This window comes from Symploca atlantica LB2515, assembly GCF_052546295.1.
On the sequence record NZ_JBQWMT010000001.1, the window covers coordinates 3,633,618 to 3,651,823 of the forward strand.

At 43.8% G+C, this 18,206-nt stretch carries 15 protein-coding genes and 1 riboswitch; of the genes, 7 read left to right on the forward strand and 8 right to left on the reverse strand.

The annotated features are described in order from the left end of the window. Positions 1 to 395 precede the first annotated feature (395 nt). Positions 396 to 1,250: a lysophospholipid acyltransferase family protein gene (locus ACT7WV_RS15105; RefSeq protein WP_445103668.1), complete on the reverse strand. Its 855-nt coding sequence runs from the start codon at positions 1,248 to 1,250 to the stop codon at positions 396 to 398. Positions 1,251 to 1,389: 139 nt separating this feature from the next. Further along, positions 1,390 to 1,476, forward strand: a riboswitch (Fluoride riboswitch). An 89-nt stretch (positions 1,477 to 1,565) separates the two neighbouring features. On the opposite strand from ACT7WV_RS15105, the gene ACT7WV_RS15110 reads away from it, so the two are divergent. Further along, a complete protein-coding gene (locus ACT7WV_RS15110) occupies positions 1,566 to 3,206 on the forward strand; it encodes a cation:proton antiporter (protein ID WP_445105662.1) in 1,641 nt (546 codons plus the stop codon). Positions 3,207 to 3,671: 465 nt separating this feature from the next. Here the strand turns inward: ACT7WV_RS15110 and ACT7WV_RS15115 are convergent, their stop codons facing one another. Together ACT7WV_RS15115 and ACT7WV_RS15120 are read right to left on the reverse strand one after the other, a co-directional pair. Next, on the reverse strand, positions 3,672 to 5,048 hold the full coding sequence (locus tag ACT7WV_RS15115; RefSeq protein WP_445103669.1) for an adenylate/guanylate cyclase domain-containing protein: 1,377 nt from the start codon (positions 5,046 to 5,048) through the stop codon (positions 3,672 to 3,674). Between the two features lie 333 nt (positions 5,049 to 5,381). After that, positions 5,382 to 6,011, reverse strand: a complete 630-nt coding sequence (locus ACT7WV_RS15120) for a hypothetical protein (protein ID WP_445103670.1) — start codon at positions 6,009 to 6,011, stop codon at positions 5,382 to 5,384. A 657-nt stretch (positions 6,012 to 6,668) separates the two neighbouring features. Between ACT7WV_RS15120 and ACT7WV_RS15125 the strand changes: the two genes are divergently transcribed. Further along, positions 6,669 to 8,018 (forward strand): NAD(P)/FAD-dependent oxidoreductase, encoded by a 1,350-nt coding sequence (locus ACT7WV_RS15125; protein WP_445103671.1) that lies wholly within the window; start codon positions 6,669 to 6,671, stop codon positions 8,016 to 8,018. Positions 8,019 to 8,143: 125 nt separating this feature from the next. On the opposite strand, the gene ACT7WV_RS15130 is transcribed toward ACT7WV_RS15125, so the two are convergent. Both ACT7WV_RS15130 and ACT7WV_RS15135 read right to left on the reverse strand, forming a co-directional pair. Further along, positions 8,144 to 8,473, reverse strand: coding sequence for an MgPME-cyclase complex family protein (locus ACT7WV_RS15130; RefSeq protein WP_445103672.1), 330 nt, complete (start codon positions 8,471 to 8,473; stop codon positions 8,144 to 8,146). A 122-nt stretch (positions 8,474 to 8,595) separates the two neighbouring features. Further along, complete coding sequence (locus ACT7WV_RS15135; protein WP_445103673.1) at positions 8,596 to 9,318, reverse strand: pyridoxine 5'-phosphate synthase; 723 nt, start codon at positions 9,316 to 9,318, stop codon at positions 8,596 to 8,598. 215 nt (positions 9,319 to 9,533) lie between these two features. Between ACT7WV_RS15135 and ACT7WV_RS15140 the strand changes: the two genes are divergently transcribed. Beyond that, the gene (locus tag ACT7WV_RS15140; protein ID WP_463424262.1) at positions 9,534 to 9,929 is read left to right on the forward strand and encodes an MAPEG family protein; all 396 of its coding nucleotides are present in this window, start codon (positions 9,534 to 9,536) and stop codon (positions 9,927 to 9,929) included. A gap of 229 nt (positions 9,930 to 10,158) precedes the next feature. Beyond that, positions 10,159 to 10,425, forward strand: coding sequence for a GIY-YIG nuclease family protein (locus ACT7WV_RS15145; RefSeq protein ID WP_445103675.1), 267 nt, complete (start codon positions 10,159 to 10,161; stop codon positions 10,423 to 10,425). A gap of 2 nt (positions 10,426 to 10,427) precedes the next feature. Here ACT7WV_RS15145 and ACT7WV_RS15150 read toward each other — a convergent pair whose 3' ends face one another. Then, positions 10,428 to 12,185, reverse strand: a complete 1,758-nt coding sequence (locus tag ACT7WV_RS15150; RefSeq protein ID WP_445103676.1) for a serine/threonine protein kinase — start codon at positions 12,183 to 12,185, stop codon at positions 10,428 to 10,430. A 585-nt stretch (positions 12,186 to 12,770) separates the two neighbouring features. Here ACT7WV_RS15150 and ACT7WV_RS15155 point away from each other — a divergent pair. The 3 genes from ACT7WV_RS15155 to ACT7WV_RS15165 all read left to right on the forward strand — a co-directional run bounded on the left by ACT7WV_RS15155 (position 12,771) and on the right by ACT7WV_RS15165 (position 17,099). Beyond that, entirely contained in the window at positions 12,771 to 13,844 is a 1,074-nt protein-coding gene (locus ACT7WV_RS15155) for a glycoside hydrolase family 10-like protein (protein ID WP_445103677.1), read from the forward strand. A gap of 449 nt (positions 13,845 to 14,293) precedes the next feature. Then, positions 14,294 to 15,583, forward strand: a complete 1,290-nt coding sequence (locus tag ACT7WV_RS15160) for a glucose-1-phosphate adenylyltransferase (RefSeq protein ID WP_445103678.1) — start codon at positions 14,294 to 14,296, stop codon at positions 15,581 to 15,583. A gap of 493 nt (positions 15,584 to 16,076) precedes the next feature. Next, complete coding sequence (locus ACT7WV_RS15165; protein ID WP_445103679.1) at positions 16,077 to 17,099, forward strand: DnaJ C-terminal domain-containing protein; 1,023 nt, start codon at positions 16,077 to 16,079, stop codon at positions 17,097 to 17,099. Between the two features lie 86 nt (positions 17,100 to 17,185). Here ACT7WV_RS15165 and ACT7WV_RS15170 read toward each other — a convergent pair whose 3' ends face one another. Together ACT7WV_RS15170 and ACT7WV_RS15175 are read right to left on the reverse strand one after the other, a co-directional pair. Beyond that, complete coding sequence (locus ACT7WV_RS15170; protein WP_445103680.1) at positions 17,186 to 17,428, reverse strand: hypothetical protein; 243 nt, start codon at positions 17,426 to 17,428, stop codon at positions 17,186 to 17,188. 148 nt (positions 17,429 to 17,576) lie between these two features. Beyond that, entirely contained in the window at positions 17,577 to 18,113 is a 537-nt protein-coding gene (locus tag ACT7WV_RS15175; protein ID WP_445103681.1) for a peroxiredoxin family protein, read from the reverse strand. Between the last annotated feature and the right edge of the window lie 93 nt (positions 18,114 to 18,206).

Sequence of the window (18,206 nt, forward strand, 5' to 3'; positions counted from 1 at the left end):
GTATTTATTTCTCAATGTGGAAAATAGAGTGGTAATTTTTTCGGTAAGCTTAAGAGAATATAATCTTACCGAAAAAAATATCCCTGAAGATGACGTGGCAAAATTGATCCTAGCAACTGCGTTATTGAATGTAGTGTAGAACTGTTTATTTTAAGTAAATGCTCGGATAATACAGCATTACATTCAAGCAAAAAAAGTTGCCCTTAAATCTAGTCTAAAAAATCTGTTGATAAATAAAATTATTCTCGAATAATTTTCATAAACTTTTCAGCATAATTGGACTAGATTGCCTTGATATCCCAATAAAATCAGTGTTTTTTCTCGTGGCACATTTTTTTCAATGGCACAGGAGGAATTCGTTCTCAACAGGAGTTCTTCGTATTTTTCCCAGAGGTCTAATCTACAGCTCTGGAACCTGTACTCTCCACCAAACGGTCTAGTTCCCATTGCATCTGCGTACAGACTTTTTCGTAACAGGTATTGACATAAGTGCGATCGCGAGCGGCAGTGCGACCATAGTGTTCAAAGATGATAGGAGCGCACACACGGGTGTGAATTTGCGTGGGTAGGGGGATATTAGGTAAAGGACCAATCCCCAGTCCCCAGGGTAAACCCAAGTAAATCGGGAAAACTTCTGGGTCAATATCTAACAGCCAGGGCATTCCCCATTCGTGCAGTTGTCGCATCTGTTCGTAACAGTCGGCGAGGACAATCAGGGTATCATGAGCTCCATGAGAAACCGCTGGCACAATGGGGACACCTGCCAGTAGTGCTAGCTTGATGAAACCCTGACGTCCTGCAAAGTAGATTTTATGGCGTAGGTGATGGGGGCGGAAGACGTCTTGTGCACCGCCGGGATAGACAAGGACACTGGCTCCTTTTTCAAAAGCTGCGATCGCCATTTTGGGATGAGCAGCGATTGCTCCAGCTTTAACAGCTAATTTCCCTACGTGTGGATACGCCTGGGGAAATTTAGGGTGCATCAGACCATATACTAAACGCTCGGTGCCAAAGCGCTGAAACCAGTCATAGGACATCATCACCATGTCGGGAGCAGCCATTCCGCCGTTGTGGGAACCCACGAGCAATACCTTGCCTTGAGCAGGTATATTATGCCAACCATCGGTTTTTACCCGAAAGTAGTAGCGGTAAAACCATGCCCAAAGTGGCATGAGGTATTCAATTAATTTAGGGTCTCGCTCCTCTAAAGACCAACCAATTCGATCCACAGAAGCTTTGCTGTTGCTCATTCAAGAGAGATAGTGACAACACCAAGTTAGCAGTTTTCCAGGGAAAAATGGGGTTACTAACCCTGACGACTGACCTAGAACTAGATTTTTCTAGCATTGTCAGACAGGTTGTGAACCTGGTATAAGGAAACAGTACAAAGAAAACGATGGCGATGGAGCTCGCCAAAACCGCCTTGGGTTATTGACTATTTATAACCTTTAACAGGCTGATGGCTCCTACTGTTCCGACTTGCGGCGGAAGAGTAGGCTCTTAACTTCCATAGCTAGACTTTCTGCTACAAGTCACGTTCATCAATTCAGCTTCAATGTGGCGTGATGTTAGAAAGTATTATCTGGATTCTGTTAATGGGATTTTTTGTCGGGCAAATTGCTCGACGGCTCAGAGCTCCAAGCCTGGTGGGGATGGTGCTGGTTGGTATTATCTTAGGTTCGCAGATGGGGAATGTGATTAGCCCGGAGGTGTTAGGGGCAGCGAATTCTCTGCGCACCATTGCCGTTATGGTGATTTTGATGAAGGCGGGGCTGGGACTCGATCGCGAAAAGTTGGCTCAACAGGGAACTGTGGCGCTGCGCTTGGGGTTTCTGCCCGCCGCTTGTGAGGCAATTGCTGTTGCTGTTGCCGCAGTGTGGCTACTCAGGTTTGATTTTTTGACTGGATTGCTACTGGGCTGCATCATCGGGGCTGAATCTCCAGCGGTGATCGTACCAGGAATGCTGCGGCTCAAAAGCCTAGGATGGGGGGTCAAAAAGGGTATTCCTGATGCTATTTTGACAGGGAGCGCCCTTTCCGATGTGTTGCTGTTGTTGGTGTTTAGTTTGTTGTTGGCATTTCTATCTCAAGGAGCAGCTACAGGCATTACTCTACCCGGAGGCATCACCCTCAGCCCTTTGCAGTTACTGCCGTTCCATCTGATCATCCAAATTGTCTTGGGGGTGCTGTTGGGATGGCTTACGGCTCGCATGTTAGTATCGCTGCTTGCTAAACAGAACTGGACTCAAAATGCCGTACAAGATTCTCTCGTGGCAGCTGGTTTTGCCCTATTGCTAGTGGTTCTTGCTGAAGATATTCCGGTGTTCTCTGGCTATTTGGCAGTCATGGCAACCGGATTTTTTCTGATTGAACTGGATGCGCCCTTGGCTCGACGGCTACGGGGGGGCTTTGACAGTTTGTGGGTGATTGCCGAAATTATCTTGTTTGTGCTGCTCGGAGCCAGTATTCAACTGAAGGTGTTAGGCAATACATTATTAGTAGGTCTATTAGTGTTGGCGATCGGGACGTTGATTGGGCGAACGCTAGGTTGGTATCTTTCCACCTTGGGCAGTAACTGGACTGGGAAAGAGCGGCTGTTTTTACTGCCGGGTAATTCGGCTAAAGCAACGGTACAGGCAGCAATTGGCGCGATTCCTCTAGCTCAAGGGATTGCTGGTGGCGAAACCATTTTAGCGATCGCCGCGCTGTCCATTTTGGTCACAGCCCCTTTGGGAGCCTGGGCAATCCCCACCTTTGCCCCCAAACTTTTGGAGCGCGGTGAGGTTGACCCAACCAAAGTGGCGATCACTCGTTATATCGTCTTGTTGGCAGCCGTCGATACCTCTCCCCTTTCAACCCAGGTATTAACCAAAGCCGCAGAACTAGCCCGGAGGAGTGATGGCGAAGTAGTAGTGTTGCATGTCATCCGAGTCGATGATCCTCAAGGAGTTGAACAACTGCGTGAGCAAGCAAAACAACTTTTAGCTGATATTCGTCATCGGTTTATCACCGGATCTGGTTCAGTACCCGAAGAAATTGTTCGTACTGCCCAAGAGTATAGTGTTGCTGAAATTGTGATGGGTAAACGGGGACATCGCCCACTGGAGGAAATGTTAGTCGGGTCGGTTTCTCAAGCTGTGTTGGAAATCAGCCAGTTGCCCGTAATCGTGGTTGAAAATGACCAAGCTGCTTTGAGCGTCACTTAACCTTATCAGTCGATATCGTCTAGAAAAAGCCGATGGTTCTTAAGGTTGCTGCTATTGCTCTACGGGTAATCAGTGGAGCCTTGAGTCGATACTAAATTATCGTCAGGAGTTGCTCAATTGAGCGCTCAGAGCTAGCCTTACTCTATTGGTGGATAGGCAGCAGTATTATCGGATTGCTCAGCCTGCCATTGGGAATTGTGTTGACCGAGTAGTTGTTGAACAAATTGAAACGCAATAGTTCAGCCTAACTTGGCAAATCTGAGAGTCATATACGACTTTTTCAACCTATGAGTCAGATACCTCAAATTTACTGAGGACAGTAAAATGCAAGAAGGGTTTTTGTTTTAGTTTGGCGGTCTAGTATTGGCTTTTTTAGCCTCGCAGCTGGGATAATTGCGCAACTCAATTGTGGAAATTGATCGCATTGCTATTGTGATTTCGCCAGATAGAGTTTGGTCTTCTAGTTCAATCAGACGGCAAGGGACACTCACCTTCTATTTCAATCAAAGCGGGTTCGATATTGACATAGACTTGTCTTCTTCTTCCTCTAAACTTCACGAACACCTTCCCCTGTTCAACCGGTCCTAGAGAAAATTCCAAGACTTGTTCAACAATACCGCTAGCTTTGAGCAAGAAAATTGCTTCTAGTCGTGCCAATTCTAAGAAAAGTCTGGCTCTTTCTTGATATCTGGGATAGAGGGACTGTAACACGCAATCTTCAATACTAAAGACAGTACCAGTTTGTCTGATTAACTGCTCAATTTTTTCGCGCTCTACTAAGGCTGGGGTAAATAGCCTCGCTTCACTCAGTAGCTTGGGTGGGTCATTGAGTAAAATCCGTCTTGCCTTCAGCAAAGCAATATCATCTGCTGAATAAAAACGCTGGCGTCCTCGATATGATTTCTCAAGCTTATTATTATTGTTTTGGGTAACTATTGGTTCTAGTAGAACTGTCCAAATACGGAAATCATCGCTGGAAACTGCTTCTACCTTCTGGACTTTTACCAGAAAACCATCATCTCCATAGGCAAATTTCATCGGTTGTGCTTGTTGGGCATCTGGGCGAAGTGACTGGAGTGCCGCATCGTCTCGGATACTATTAGAAGGAATTTTCAGCGTCAGCCTGCCGTCTTTATTCTGAGAGTAAGTTTCAACTTCAAAGAAGTGCTCGTGCAACAAAACCCACTGCCCAGATGATTGAATAGCCAGTTCAGAGTCTTGACTAGTTTCCCAACTAGCCTGTGCTGATTGTCGAGGCTGTTTATTAAACGGGGATATGGGTTGAATTGGCGGAATTTGATAGACTAGCACCGATTCTTGTATGTTTTTTAATTTCTTCGGTACCAAGGTAATTGATTTTAATGCCAGAGGATTTTTGACCACGTTATAGATGGTCTGCGACATACAAATACCGCCTGGTTCTGCTGCAGATTGCAACCTAGCTGCCACATTAACCCCATCTCCCATGACATCTTTGCCATTAAAGAATACGTCTCCTAAATGGATACCAATACGGTGGCTTAACACCTCCGGTTGTGGCAACTTAGCAGCAGCTTCTGCCAAACTTGCTTGAATTTCTTGGGCACAAGCCACAGCCCGAACGGCACTCGTGAAATACATTAATAGAGCATCACCAATAGTTTTGAGTACTTTACCTTCAAACTGCTGGCACAGTTGTCTCATGAGGCGGAAGTCTCGACGGACTAAATGCAGAGTATTTTCTTCGTCTTCCGCCATCAGCGAACTAAAGCCGACTACGTCCGTAAAAACAATTGCTGCGAGGGTACGATGCTCTCGAATGTGGGTTGTTAGTTTTGTCAGAATATCTTCTGCTGTTTGCATAGGTCGCTCTTGTTTCCGGAATAATCACTGAAGCACGATGGTCTACTGTAAGTAGTCGGTGACCGAAGTACCTATATATATTCAAGACGCACTAGAGCCGATTAGGTGTCAGCTTTACTCAATCTATCGCAAAACTTCATAGCAGCTTTGTACTTGTCTTGCTGATGTTATCAACTGAAACACTATATTTTGGAGTACGGCAAAAGTAATAGTAGATACTTTAGGTAACAAGTTTCGCAGGAAATTCAAGCCCGATAAAATCTATGTAACTACTTGCAGATCAGACTTTTAAGTCGTGATGTAATGATAAGGTAAAGTAATGTCACCAGGGCTTTAAAAATTAATAATTGGTCCGAGAAGTGTGACTCGGCGGCTATCGACTACCAGACTCCAAAATCCGCGATCACTAAGTTGCTGTAATACTGAGTTAGCTACTGTTTGGTTGGTTGTGTACACAGCCAGTAAGTAGTGGCGTTGACCATAAGAAACTAAGCCAATATCTTCGCCGATAAATTGCTTTACTTGAGATGCCACCTCCGGTTGATGGAAATAATCGACTAACACTGCATAACCATCACCCAAAGGTCGAGGATTGTAAGACTGAGGACTAGTAGGCAATGCCGCTGGCGCTGCTCGTACAACAAATGCTGATAGTCCCAGAGAATTTTTAACATAGCTTGCCCAATCATTGGCATCGTCAAGACTCCCGAAGCCAGCAACCCGGGTCACCGTTTGCTCTAGATATTGACACCGATTTGCTTCGGTGTTGGGTGGTAAAGTGCGTTGAACTTGTTGATGAACCTCTCTGGTTTGGCTAGGTACTAGCAAAATATACTCACCAGGTTTTGGCGGTTGACAAACAGAGACCGTGTGTTGAGCCATAGCCAACTCAGTTGAACTAGACAGACTGGTGAGTGCTAGTAGAGTGGCTCCTAAGAGGAAATCTACTTGGTTATTGACCATTGAGTACTAAGTTGAGATTTTTCTTTGAATGTATAAATTGATAATCTTTGCAGCTAACTTATCTAGAAAGTGGAGAATATACAGGGGAAACCGTTGATTTTTGTGCCTAGTTGCTAGCTCTTGATCATGGGTATTTATTGCCAATTTACAAACTTCATTCCCCTGATCAATATTGTAAAATTTTAGTAAATATACTCTGATTATGGAATTGTCATATTTGTAGACAAAGGGCAACAGTCAAGAATGGTGATCTAGCTGAATTTATTATTATCAGTTAAAAGGGTCATTTTTTTAGTCAGCAGAGAAAATCTAGGATAGATGGTCAATTATCCTTTCTTGACACTAATATTTAGCAATTGTTAACATAAGTGAATAGAGAGCAATATTTGCACTCCCCCCTCTTCTCTAGAAAAACCAGCTTTTTTCTAGCCTGTTCTATAAGTGCAGCAGCAACGCTACAATTACAACTTTGGTAAAAAACATATTCCCAAGTGTCGAATTAATGTATAGCTATTTGAAATTTTAACTATAACGAGAGTCATAATTAGCTACTGAAGAGTATTCACAATAAATTAATTGACTTGCTTAATTCACATTTTTTCTATAAATATTATTTGTTATTGAATATCGAAAAAACTAATCAAGGTAGTAGTTCCTATGTCAACTGAAGTCAATCATTGCTCTGCTCATCATGTTGTGATTATTGGCGGCGGGTTTGGTGGGCTTTATGCAGCACACCATTTGAGAAAAGCGCCAGTCAAAGTAACTTTGGTTGATAAGCGTAACTTTCATCTCTTTCAGCCACTACTTTACCAGGTGGCAACAGGTGGTTTGTCTCCTGGTGATATTTCCTCACCTTTAAGAGCAGTACTCGCTCCTAATAAAAACACAAAAGTGCTCATGGCGGAAGTGAGTGATTTAGACCCACAGCAGCAAACTATCAAATTTAAAGATACGGAATTAGCTTACGATACATTAATCATTGCCACCGGTGTTAGCCATCACTACTTTGGCAAAGACCAATGGGCTGAAAAAGCCCCTGGCTTAAAAACCGTAGAAGATGCACTGGAAATTCGTCGTCGCATCTTTTTTGCCTTTGAAGCCGCAGAAAAAGAAACTGACCCAGAAAAGCGCCGTGCCTGGTTAACCTTTGTGCTGGTGGGAGGAGGTCCTACAGGTGTAGAATTAGCCGGTACGTTAGCCGAACTAGCTTACAGCACCTTAAAGAACGACTTCCGCGACATTGACACCTCAGAAACGAAAATCTTGCTTCTAGAAGGCATGGAGAGGGTTTTACCCCCTTATCCACCTGAGTTGTCAGCCAAAGCAAAAGCCTCTCTAGAGGGTTTGGGGGTGACAGTGGAGACTAGTAGTCTGGTTACCGACATTGAAGACAATCTGGTGAGTATTCGTCAGGGTGATCAGGTGAAGAAAATTTCAGCGCAAACGATCCTCTGGGCCGCTGGTATGAAAGCTTCAAAAATGGGGCGTGTACTCTCAGAACGCACTGGCGTAGAACTTGACCGCGCAGGACGGGTGATTGTGCAACCAGACCTGAGTATAGCGAAATATCCCAATATTTTTGTGGTTGGCGACTTAGCCAATTTCCCTCATCAAGATGAAAACGGCAAACCACTGCCAGGAGTTGCCCCCGTTGCCATGCAAGAGGCAAAGTATGTTGCCAAATTGGTCAATAAGCAGCTTAGAGGAGAAACACTGCCGCCTTTTCACTACAGCGACTACGGCAGCTTAGCAGTAATTGGAAGACATGCAGCCGTAGTCGACTTAGGTTTTGTCAAATTTTCTGGTTTTCCCGCTTGGTTTGCTTGGATCTTTATTCACATCTTCTTTTTGATTGAATTTGACAACAAGCTGCTTGTACTAATCCAGTGGGGTTGGAATTACTTCACTCGCAAGCGTGGAGCACGTCTAATTACCAATCAAGAGGAACAGCCCAATCTGGGAGTAGAACAAAAAAGCAATCCTCCTACACCAGTTAAAGTGTAATTGAGGGCGTTGCTATAGTTAGTTGCGAGAATGATTAGGGATTTCGGAATGTCCCCCTTAACTTCCTTATCCCTGATTCATCCTCTAATCAGGCAACGCTATTTTGCAGATCAGCTACTTGCTACTCAAGATACTGATACCAAACTTGCTAAAGGGTCAGGAATAGTATCTGATGGTGCTTGAAATTCACCAGTCTTGACAAATTCTAATCGTAGCTTTAGCCAAGTGATGAATTTAGGATTGGTAGAAATGACAGCCACTGCTGGCTGTGGACATTCTGCCTTGGTCTGTGCCATCTCCGGTGCCTCTAAGAAAGCAGGCTGCTTGACTAGCCAAAAGTCAATTTCTTTTTCTTGTTCGTGGTAGTGCCTGATACGTTCTTTGAGGACTTCCTCAAAGGGTTCTTCTTCCAAGAGAAATTGTTGACTTGCCAAAAGATAGTAGTAGGTTTGCATTTTGCCAGTTTTGATTTGTAAGTTGTAGGTTGTTAGCTGCTGGCTTTCCCTGGAGAACGCCTTAAAAGTGGGTTGGATGGGTGCAATCGGAAGATTTTAAGTAACCGATTGCCCTAAACTCCTTATAATTGACCGTGCATTGCTTGTTTCATTTCTCTAACAGCCCGTTCTAAACCAACTAAAGCTGCCCGAGAGATAATGCTATGTCCAATATTGAGTTCTTCCATGCCTTCGATACAAGCAACAGGGTAAACGTTCCAATAGGTAAGACCATGTCCAGCATTGACTCGTAAACCAGCAGCAATTGCCTGTTGGCATCCCTTGCCTAATACTGCTAGTTCCTCATCGCGACTTGCCTCATCAGTTGCCTCGGCATAGCAACCAGTGTGCAATTCAATGAATTGAGCCTTGGTTTGTGCCGCAGCATCAATCTGGCCAGGGTGGGCGTCGATAAATAAGCTGACAGGAATATTAGCATCCTGTAACTGGGTAACAATTTCCCCTAGACGCTGCACTTGGCCTGCAACATCAAGTCCCCCTTCTGTGGTCACCTCTTCCCGTTTTTCTGGTACAAGGGTGACATAATCGGGTTTGATCTCCATAGCGATCGCTACCATTTCATCGGTAGGAGCCATTTCCAGATTCAGATGAGTCCGTACCGTCTGTCGCAACAAGCGAACGTCTCGATCTTGAATGTGACGCCGATCTTCCCGTAGATGTGCTGTAATACCATCAGCACCAGCAAGTTCTGCCAACACTGCTGCCGCTATCGGGTCTGGTTCCACGGTTCGCCGCGCCTGCCGAATCGTGGCGATGTGGTCAATATTGACGCCAAGTGTTAGCACTTGCGTTTTGCTCCTGAACTAGCACGGGTCTACAGCTTACTTTAGCGCTTTTTGGGTTCATCGGACTAACGCCCACTGTCCTGTCAGAGACGCTCTTGCATCCCCTAATGTCGTCAAACTTAAGATCATGGGGGGAGTTTTATTGCAGAGCAAATTTTAAAATTAAAGTATCTAAAGTTTAAAGCTGCTCTCGCTAAGTCGAGGAAAATTTTATGATCTCACCTTGGCCAAGTCTCGTTACAGCTCTGGCACTATTGGTTTATCTCGTAATTACGATCAATGTTGGTCGAGCCAGACTCAAGTATAAGGTGTCACCTCCCCAGACGACGGGAGATCCCAACTTTGAGCGAGTGTTGCGCGTTCAACAGAATACCCTAGAGCAGTTAGTTTTCTTTTTGCCTGCCTTGTGGTTGTTCTCTCTCTACGTCAGTCCGTTATGGGGTGCCGGAATTGGTGCCATTTGGGTTATTGGTCGCATCGCCTACGCTTGGGGATACTATCAAGCTGCCGAAAAGCGGGCTGTTGGCTTTGGGATAGGCACTATCAGTGGAGTGGTGCTGCTGTTGGGGTCATTTGTCGGCATCATTCTGTCTTTAGTGAAGCTGCCCTAAAATGTGCAGTTAGTTTTCACCATTCGTCTGATTTGTCCCAGAGTACCAACTTCTTTTCTCAAATTCCTAGAAGAGGCAATCAGAATTTCAACTATAGAAGTCGGGACTCTGGGTTGTCTTTTGCTGCTTGTGGGTAAATTTTTCTGATTTATAGATTAATTTCGTGGAATCGGAGTTTAATACAGTGTAGGTGTATCTTCAAGGGCAATAGCTTACCTCTTTTTAGACCATGGCTTCTGGTATTTATGCGATCGCTCACATCGGTTCTCTCAAACTCTACGTTTGCGATACGAGCAATATTACAACTTGCTGGCCTTTGATATTAGAGCAACTCAACCAGGGAACCTATCCTGATCCATTGCTGCAAAAGGCGTGGCAGTCTGAAGGAGGCAAGCGGCGTTTTACATTTCACACCTATCAAGATATTGCTTGTGATCCAGAGATTATCGGTATTGAACAGCTTACCCAGCAAAAGTCAAAAGAGATCAGTAGATAAGACTATGATTTAATCAAATGCTGTTCAGCTTGGCGATACTCAGTAATTAGTCTTGCTCGCTGCAAAGGCAAATGAATCAGGGTAATAGCTAGCGGAAGACTGGTACTCACCACAGCAGAGAGTATCAGAGTATTCACAAATCCCGCTCCTAAGACAATTCCCAAGCAGCTAGCGGCTGCTGTAGTCAGCAGGGCAATCCAGCCAGCGAAGTACTTAGTTAATCCCCTTTGTATCAAATTTTCGGCGGCAATACCAGTTGTCACACCCATAATCAATCCACCTACTAAGCCCGCTGCCGCCCCAGCTAAAGTTGCCGTTCCCGTGGTTGATATCGCTCCCTGCCAGCCTATTGCCAAGGCAACAACTCCCAGTGAAGTGCCAGCAAAAGCCCCAATCGTTGCCCCAGTAGTCATTCCAGCCGTAGCCATGCCCCAAGCCGCTGCTTCGAGTCCTAGCGCTGCCCCTGCCATAGTACCTAAGCCAGTTGTTACTGAATCTCCACTCAGTGTTCCAGAGATTAGTACACTCCGGGAAATAATCCAAGCCATGATCACAGAAAAGGAAAAAGTTAGGGAAAGAAACCCGAAAGGAAGCCTTGTGTTTCTTATTGGTATGGGAGCTGTTCGCACTTGGAGAGTTAGAGAATGGGTTTCTGGTAAAGAATTAGTCCGCAATAAAACCTGTCGCACAAAAGTTTTATCTGCCCTCAATTTGCTGGTATCTACAGTAATTTGGCACTCATTTTGATTACTTGTAAATGCTGCTGGTTTAAAGGAAATCCAGCTATGAAAATCTGGAGTATGGGGAGGGTCACTAACATGAGATGAAACCTGCCATTGTCCCGTTAGCATCGTCTCAGGAATCGGATTACTAATAGTAATTACTTGAGTTAGCTTTTCACCCAGTCTCATTGCCCTAAATTCAATGGCTGCTTGGCTAAATTTAACTTGAGGTGAGCGCAATGGATCAACTGGCATTGCTTCCAGGGCTACCGTCGCGTTGGGATAACGCTCTTTTAATCTGGGTTCAGCCATTTTTTCGAGCCACTTAATCCAATGGAAGTTAAGCTTAGGAACTAAATGTTTAAAAGTAACTCGGTAGCTAATATCAACTAATTGACCAATATCATCAGATTTAGTTGCAGTCAGTAAGCAGATTAAGGTCATGCCTAAACTGTAGATATCTGATGCTTCAGTAATTTGACGGTTAAATAATTGTTCTGGTGGCATAAACCCTAAAGTTCCTTTAACCACGCTGCTAATGCCAACTTCACCATCACCGATTCTGGCAAAACCAAAGTCAATTAAATAAACCCTTAATTCTTGATCAACTAAAATATTTCCTGGCTTAATATCTCTATGAATTACTGGTGGTATACGATTTTGTAAATATAGTAAAATTTCTAGTAAAGAAACAGCAATCTGCTTAATTTGCTCATGACTAAAGCTACGCGGCACGGATAAGGAAGAGGCATTTTTATATTCCTGAACCATGCAAAAACCATCTGAGGTTTGAAAAGAATTTAGGTAACGGGGGATACCAGGATGCTCTAGTCCTCTCAGTACCTGAATTTCTCGGTCGTGAGCATCGTAATCTGACCAATTTGAGCCAGATTTAACGAACTGAAATTGCTTAATTACAACTAGTTGCTCTGTTTTGGTATCTTTTGCTAGGTAAGTGACTCGCCCGCCGGCACGATTAGAACCCAACTCTTTTTCTACTTGGTAGCCATGGCTGTCGAATTCTAATAAATTATTCATGCTTATCTTGATTGAGTTGAAAATTTTTTGCTGATCCTACTAGTGAGCTTAATTAAATCGCACAAAAAAATAGAGTTCACCTCATGAACAATGAGATGCCTTCTCTATAGTAAGTACCTGCTCATCCCTACTTAATAAAATTGTGTGGTTCAACATATTTAGTAGGTATATTTTTAGACCTTAAGTCGTCACTACTTTAGCCTCTCAAACTAGGTAACAACAAGTGATTACTCCCCCTTTAATTAAAGGGTCAAGTCCCAAAATCAGGATTAGGGAGTAAGTCCTAATTAGCTAAAGTAGAATATGAAACATAGTAAAGCCGACACACTGCGCACGTGGTGAAAATACTAACGGTTTTACTCTAATGCGATGCCCCTGTAGACCACGCTCCGCAAATGCTTAGAGCATAGCATGGGTATCGGCTTAAAGTGTAGTGTAGTTAGTTATCCTAGTATTTTTGGCTAGGGAAGGCATCATTAGCTTTGAACAAAACAGCATTTTATCTGTAGTACATACTGAATCAAGACCAAAAAGTGTAGATGTACCTAGGAAAAATCTAACCAGAAACCGAAAAGTCGATTTTTTATGAAAATACGTGGTGTTTGGCTGACCAATGTGGCTAGTCAAGTTCTAGATTCCCAGAGAAGTATTGGTGAAGCAATGCAATTTCTGGCTGATACAGGATTTAATACTGTATTTCCTGTGGTTTGGAATAAAGGGTTGACTCTCTATCCCAGCCAGGTAATGATTGAAAGTTTTGGCAAAGATTTTGAGATAGCTCCAAAATACAAAGAACAAGGTAGAGACCCCTTACTCGAAGTAATTAAGGCAGCCAAGGCAGCCAAACTTAAAATTATCCCCTGGTTTGAATACGGTTTTGCCTATTCTCACGAAAGTATTAAAGACCAACGCAAACAACAATTTCAGTTAAATTTGCAAGCAAAGGGATGGATTGCCCGTGATCAACAAGGTAACATCCTTACTAAAAACGGTTTCCAGTGGTTGAACGCACTTGACTCAGAAGTGCAACACTTTATGTTGAATCTCGTCCTTGAGGTGGTTAAAAACTACGATGTAGATGGTATACAAGGCGATGATCGGCTACCTGCATTTCCTTGTGAAGGTGGCTACGACCAATCAACTAAGAATCTTTTTCGTCAGCAGTTTGGTGAAGATCCTCCACTAAGACCAAAGCAGGAACAATGGCTACAGTGGCGTGCTGATATTCTCACTGAATTTTTGTTTAGCCTGCACCAAGAAGTCAAAGCAATTAATCGGAATTTGCTCGTGTCTATTGCTCCTAACCCCCCAAATTTTTGCTTTCGAGAATACCTGCAAGATTCCCAATCATGGCTCAATCGCGGTTTAGTTGATATTATTCATCCCTTAGTTTATCGTCGTAACTTGAACGACTATAAAAAGTTATTGAGAGAGATTATAGATAAATTTACTGTAGAGCAATTACCAAAACTTTCTCCTGGGGTGCTGATGAAAGTCAGTAATTTCAGAATCAGCACCAAAGATTTAGGAAAAATAATTGAGTACAATCGTCAACTTGGTGTTCAGGGCGAAGTATTTTTCTTTTACGAAGGTCTGCGAGCCAATAACAACGAATTGGCAAAGTTTCTTAGAAAAAATAACTACCATGAATTGCTCTAGAGGTTATGAGTCAACGAAATATAGAAACGTATAGCTTACAAAATAGCTCAGCCAAAGGCTTGATTACCTCGCCCAAAGTCTCTTTCTGGGTCAATTAATTGACTTGCAAACTCTTCTGATGTAAATTTATTTCCCTGGGCATCAGGTAAGAAATTTTAGTTTTTCGATCAAACAAACTCCCTCCATTTGTTAGGTAAGTCGGTACTCACCGTCTTGATCCTTGCTTATAGCTCCTATTTTTAACCTTTGATGGAGCTGCATCTTGGTTATTTTTCACTCCTGGTAGGGATTTGTAAGTACACTCACAAGGGTAACCTGTAAAAGAAAGTGTTCAAAGTGAGACTGTGAATAACCAACTAATGTATTGCGTATTACATTAACCCCTTGAAAACTGGCACGCACAGTCGGACACTGGACTTGATACTTCACCGGCACGCAAGAGGTTTTTCGTGAAAAGAGTTTTAGGCATCATTCTCGGAGGCGGTGCAGGCACTCGCCTTTACCCGTTAACTAAGCTGCGAGCTAAGCCGGCTGTACCATTAGCAGGTAAGTACCGTTTAATTGACATTCCGGTCAGTAACTGCATCAACTCAGACATTGTCAAGATTTACGTCTTGACCCAATTTAATTCTGCGTCTCTGAATCGCCACATTAACCGCACCTACAACTTCTCTGGCTTCACCGAGGGATTTGTTGAAGTTCTAGCCGCTCAACAAACCCCGGAAAGCGCCAACTGGTTTCAGGGTACAGCAGATGCCGTTCGCCAATATCTGCGAGTGTTGTTGGATTGGGATGTTGATCAATACGTGATTCTCTCAGGAGACCATCTTTATCGGATGGACTACCGACTCTTTGTGGAACGTCATCGGGAAACTGGAGCGGATATTACCCTATCTGTGGTTCCTATTGACGAGAAGCGGGCTTCAGATTTTGGCTTGATGAAAATTGACCGTGACGGCCGCATTATTGACTTTAGTGAAAAACCCAAAGGGGATGACCTGAAAAAAATGCAGGTCGATACAAGCGTACTCGGACTAGACCCCGAACAGGCAAAGCGCTCACCCTACATTGCCTCAATGGGGATTTATGTCTTTAACAAAGAAATTTTGAGTGATTTACTGATTAAATCTCCAGAAAAAACCGACTTTGGCAAAGAAATTATTCCGGCTTCGGCAAAAGACTACAATGTTCAAGCCTATTTATTTGATGGTTACTGGGAAGACATTGGAACAATTGAGTCTTTCTACGACGCGAACCTGGCGCTAACTCGACAACCCCAACCACCATTTAGCTTTTACCACAAAGAAGCCCCCATTTATACTCGCGCCCGTTACTTGCCTCCCACCAAGCTTGTAGACTGCCATCTGACAGAATCGATGATTGGGGAAGGCTGCATCCTGAAAAGTTGCCGGATTCACCACTCAGTCTTGGGGGTTCGTTCTCGCGTTGAAGAAGGCTGTGTAATTGAGGATACCCTGATTATGGGTTCTGACTTTTATGAGCCATTTGCCGAACGTCAATCTGGTAGGAAACGGGGCATTATTTCTTTGGGTATCGGTAGGGATACGATGGTTCGCCGAGCGATTATTGATAAAAATGCCCGTATTGGTGAAAATGTCAAAATTCTCAACAAAGACCATGTGGAAGAATCCAATCGTGAGAGTGAGGGTTTTTATATCCGCAATGGCATTGTCGTAGTACTCAAAAATGCCGTGATTGCCGACGGAACAGTTATCTAAAAACCCAACTTCACATTCGGTTGTGCATTGCTTTTGCTCTCTTGGCGACCAAGAGAAGTCTCATTTCCTTTAAGCATGCCCTTGAGCGGAGCGAAGGAATGGAAAATTGATCAAGGCAAATGGAAAATAGATGCTAGTAGCCGATTACTGGTGTAAAAGGTCAATTTTCGATTTTCAATTAACCATTCTCTATCTTTTGAGTCCCCACACCCTCGATGGTGTGAGGACTCACTCATGAGTACGGAAATCGCCATCCCTCCGGTGAGAAAGAACCGAACTTAAAAATATTGAAAGCTTTGCTACCCTAGCTGTCAGGCAGAGAAATTATGACTAAACTTGACAAGTTTTAGCCTTACTGCTTAATTGGGCCCAGTTACCGAAACCCGAAGCCATACTTGAACAGTAAATGGTTGAGTATAGAAGCGGTTGCGGCTTAGTCAGGGCATCATAGAAAAAAAATTAGACTAAATCTTGAGAGTGTAGGAGATAATTTATGGCTGCGACCGACTTCAAAGATTATTACTCAATCCTGGGAGTGAGTAAAACCGCTAGCGCAGACGAAATTAAAAAGTCTTTTCGTCGTCTAGCGCGGAAGTATCACCCAGATATGAACCCTGGAAACAAAAAAGCAGAGGCTAGCTTCAAAGAAGTTAGCGAAGCCTACGAGGTTTTGTCTGACGCTGACAAACGTAAAAAATACGATCAATTTGGTCAGTATTGGAAACAAGCGGGACAAACTTGGTCTCCAAGCGGTGCCCCTAACGTGGATTTTGGTGGCTTTGACTTCAGCCAGTACGGCAGTTTTGACGAATTTATCAACGAATTACTAGGTCGCTTCAATACTGGCAGCACTACTGGCACAACTGGAAGCAACCGTCGTACTTACACCTACCGCCCTAACACTGCGGGCCCTACCGGGTTTAACGACTTTGGTGGTTTTAGCGACTTTTCTAGTTCTCAAAGCCGTGCCACTACCACGGCTGGGGACCGAGAAGCAACGATTAATCTCAGCTGGTCTGAAGCCTTTAAAGGTGTCCAAAAACGGCTTAATTTGGGTAGTGAAGTCATAGATGTCCGAATTCCTCCCGGTGCCAAGGCCGGAAGCCGCATTCGTGTCCGAGGTAAAGGTCAAACAAACCCCTATAACCAGCAAAGGGGAGATTTATACTTAAATGTGGAATTAAAGGCTCACTCCTTCTTTCAATTCGATGGAGATAATCTCCTTTGCGAAGTACCAGTGACGCCGGATGAAGCCGTACTGGGAGCCTCGATTGAGGTGCCAACCCCAGATGGCACTGTCAGTGTGAATGTTCCCCCTGGTATCCGTTCTGGTCAATCTCTACGGCTACGCGGTAAAGGATGGCCCAGACCTAAAGGCGGACGCAGTGACCAGCTAGTAAAGATTGTTATTGTAACGCCAAAGGATCTCACGGAGGTTGAGCGTGAGTACTACGAGAAAATTCAGGCAATCCGTAGCTTCAATCCTCGCAGTTCTCTAGCACAAATTCGACTCTAAAAATAAATAGTAGAACAGTGAAGCTTAACTTGCCGCAGACCATCTCAGGGATGCGGCTATGAATTCCCTTGGATGTCGCTACTCGATTATGGTGTTGAACCCTTACTTTTCAGAAGTGTCCCCGCTGCCATCTGTAGAGAGGGATAGTCAACTTCCGGTTTACCGTTGATATAGTATTTACCCTCTAAAGATTCACAAATATTGCCAATTACCTTTCCTTCAACACCATACACAGCGAATAGCTGCTTGAGCTGCTCCGCTTGAAAACCTTGAAGATTTTTGTCCCAATCACTTTTGTCAACTGCTCTAATCCTAATCGTTTCATCCATTGAATCTACTCCCATTAAATATTGGCTATTTATGAGATAGATTGGCAGAAAATAAGGCAGAAGACAAGACAGTTAGGTCACGTTATGGAAAAATCTTGAGAGTATTATCCTTAATGGCTTGAGCTATTTGCTATATATTGGGTTCTAATTATACTGAAACATTTAGCAGGGCTTCAATCTCAGCATTAGGAGATAGGAAAGAAAACAGATGTTTGAAGCCAAGTTTTCCTTGCTGATCAAGGACAAACTGAGCAGGTAGGGGGGCACCTAGTGCTTGACCAACTTGATAAGCTTGAAAAGTCCTGCAACTAGGGTCAGACAGCAATGGCATTTTAATACCCAGGTCTTTGATAACTAGTTGGCTTTGCTGTTGATCCGTACTGGTAATCATTAATACCTCAAAGCCTTTCTCGGTGAAACGCTCATAATTTTCATTGATTGCTTTAATGTGGGGAAAGCAAAGAGGGCAGTACTGCTTTTCGGTGAAAATGCGGGTAAAGGCAAGAATTAGAGGTTGTTTTCCTCGGTAATTTGATAACTTTATCTGACGCTGATTGGTGATATCCGGCAGTTCAAAATCAACAGTCATTTCTCCCAGAGGAAGACTGTTAGTTGCCGGTATCGGGAAAAAATTGCGGAAGAAGCGCTCGTTGAGTAAGCCTCTAAAGTCAGTGGAAGTCAGCATCGGGGTTTGGGATAGGAATTATCTTCTCTGTCAATAAGTTAGAAAAATCTGCTAAACATGTCTTGACGAAACCCAGGATAACTCAAGATATTC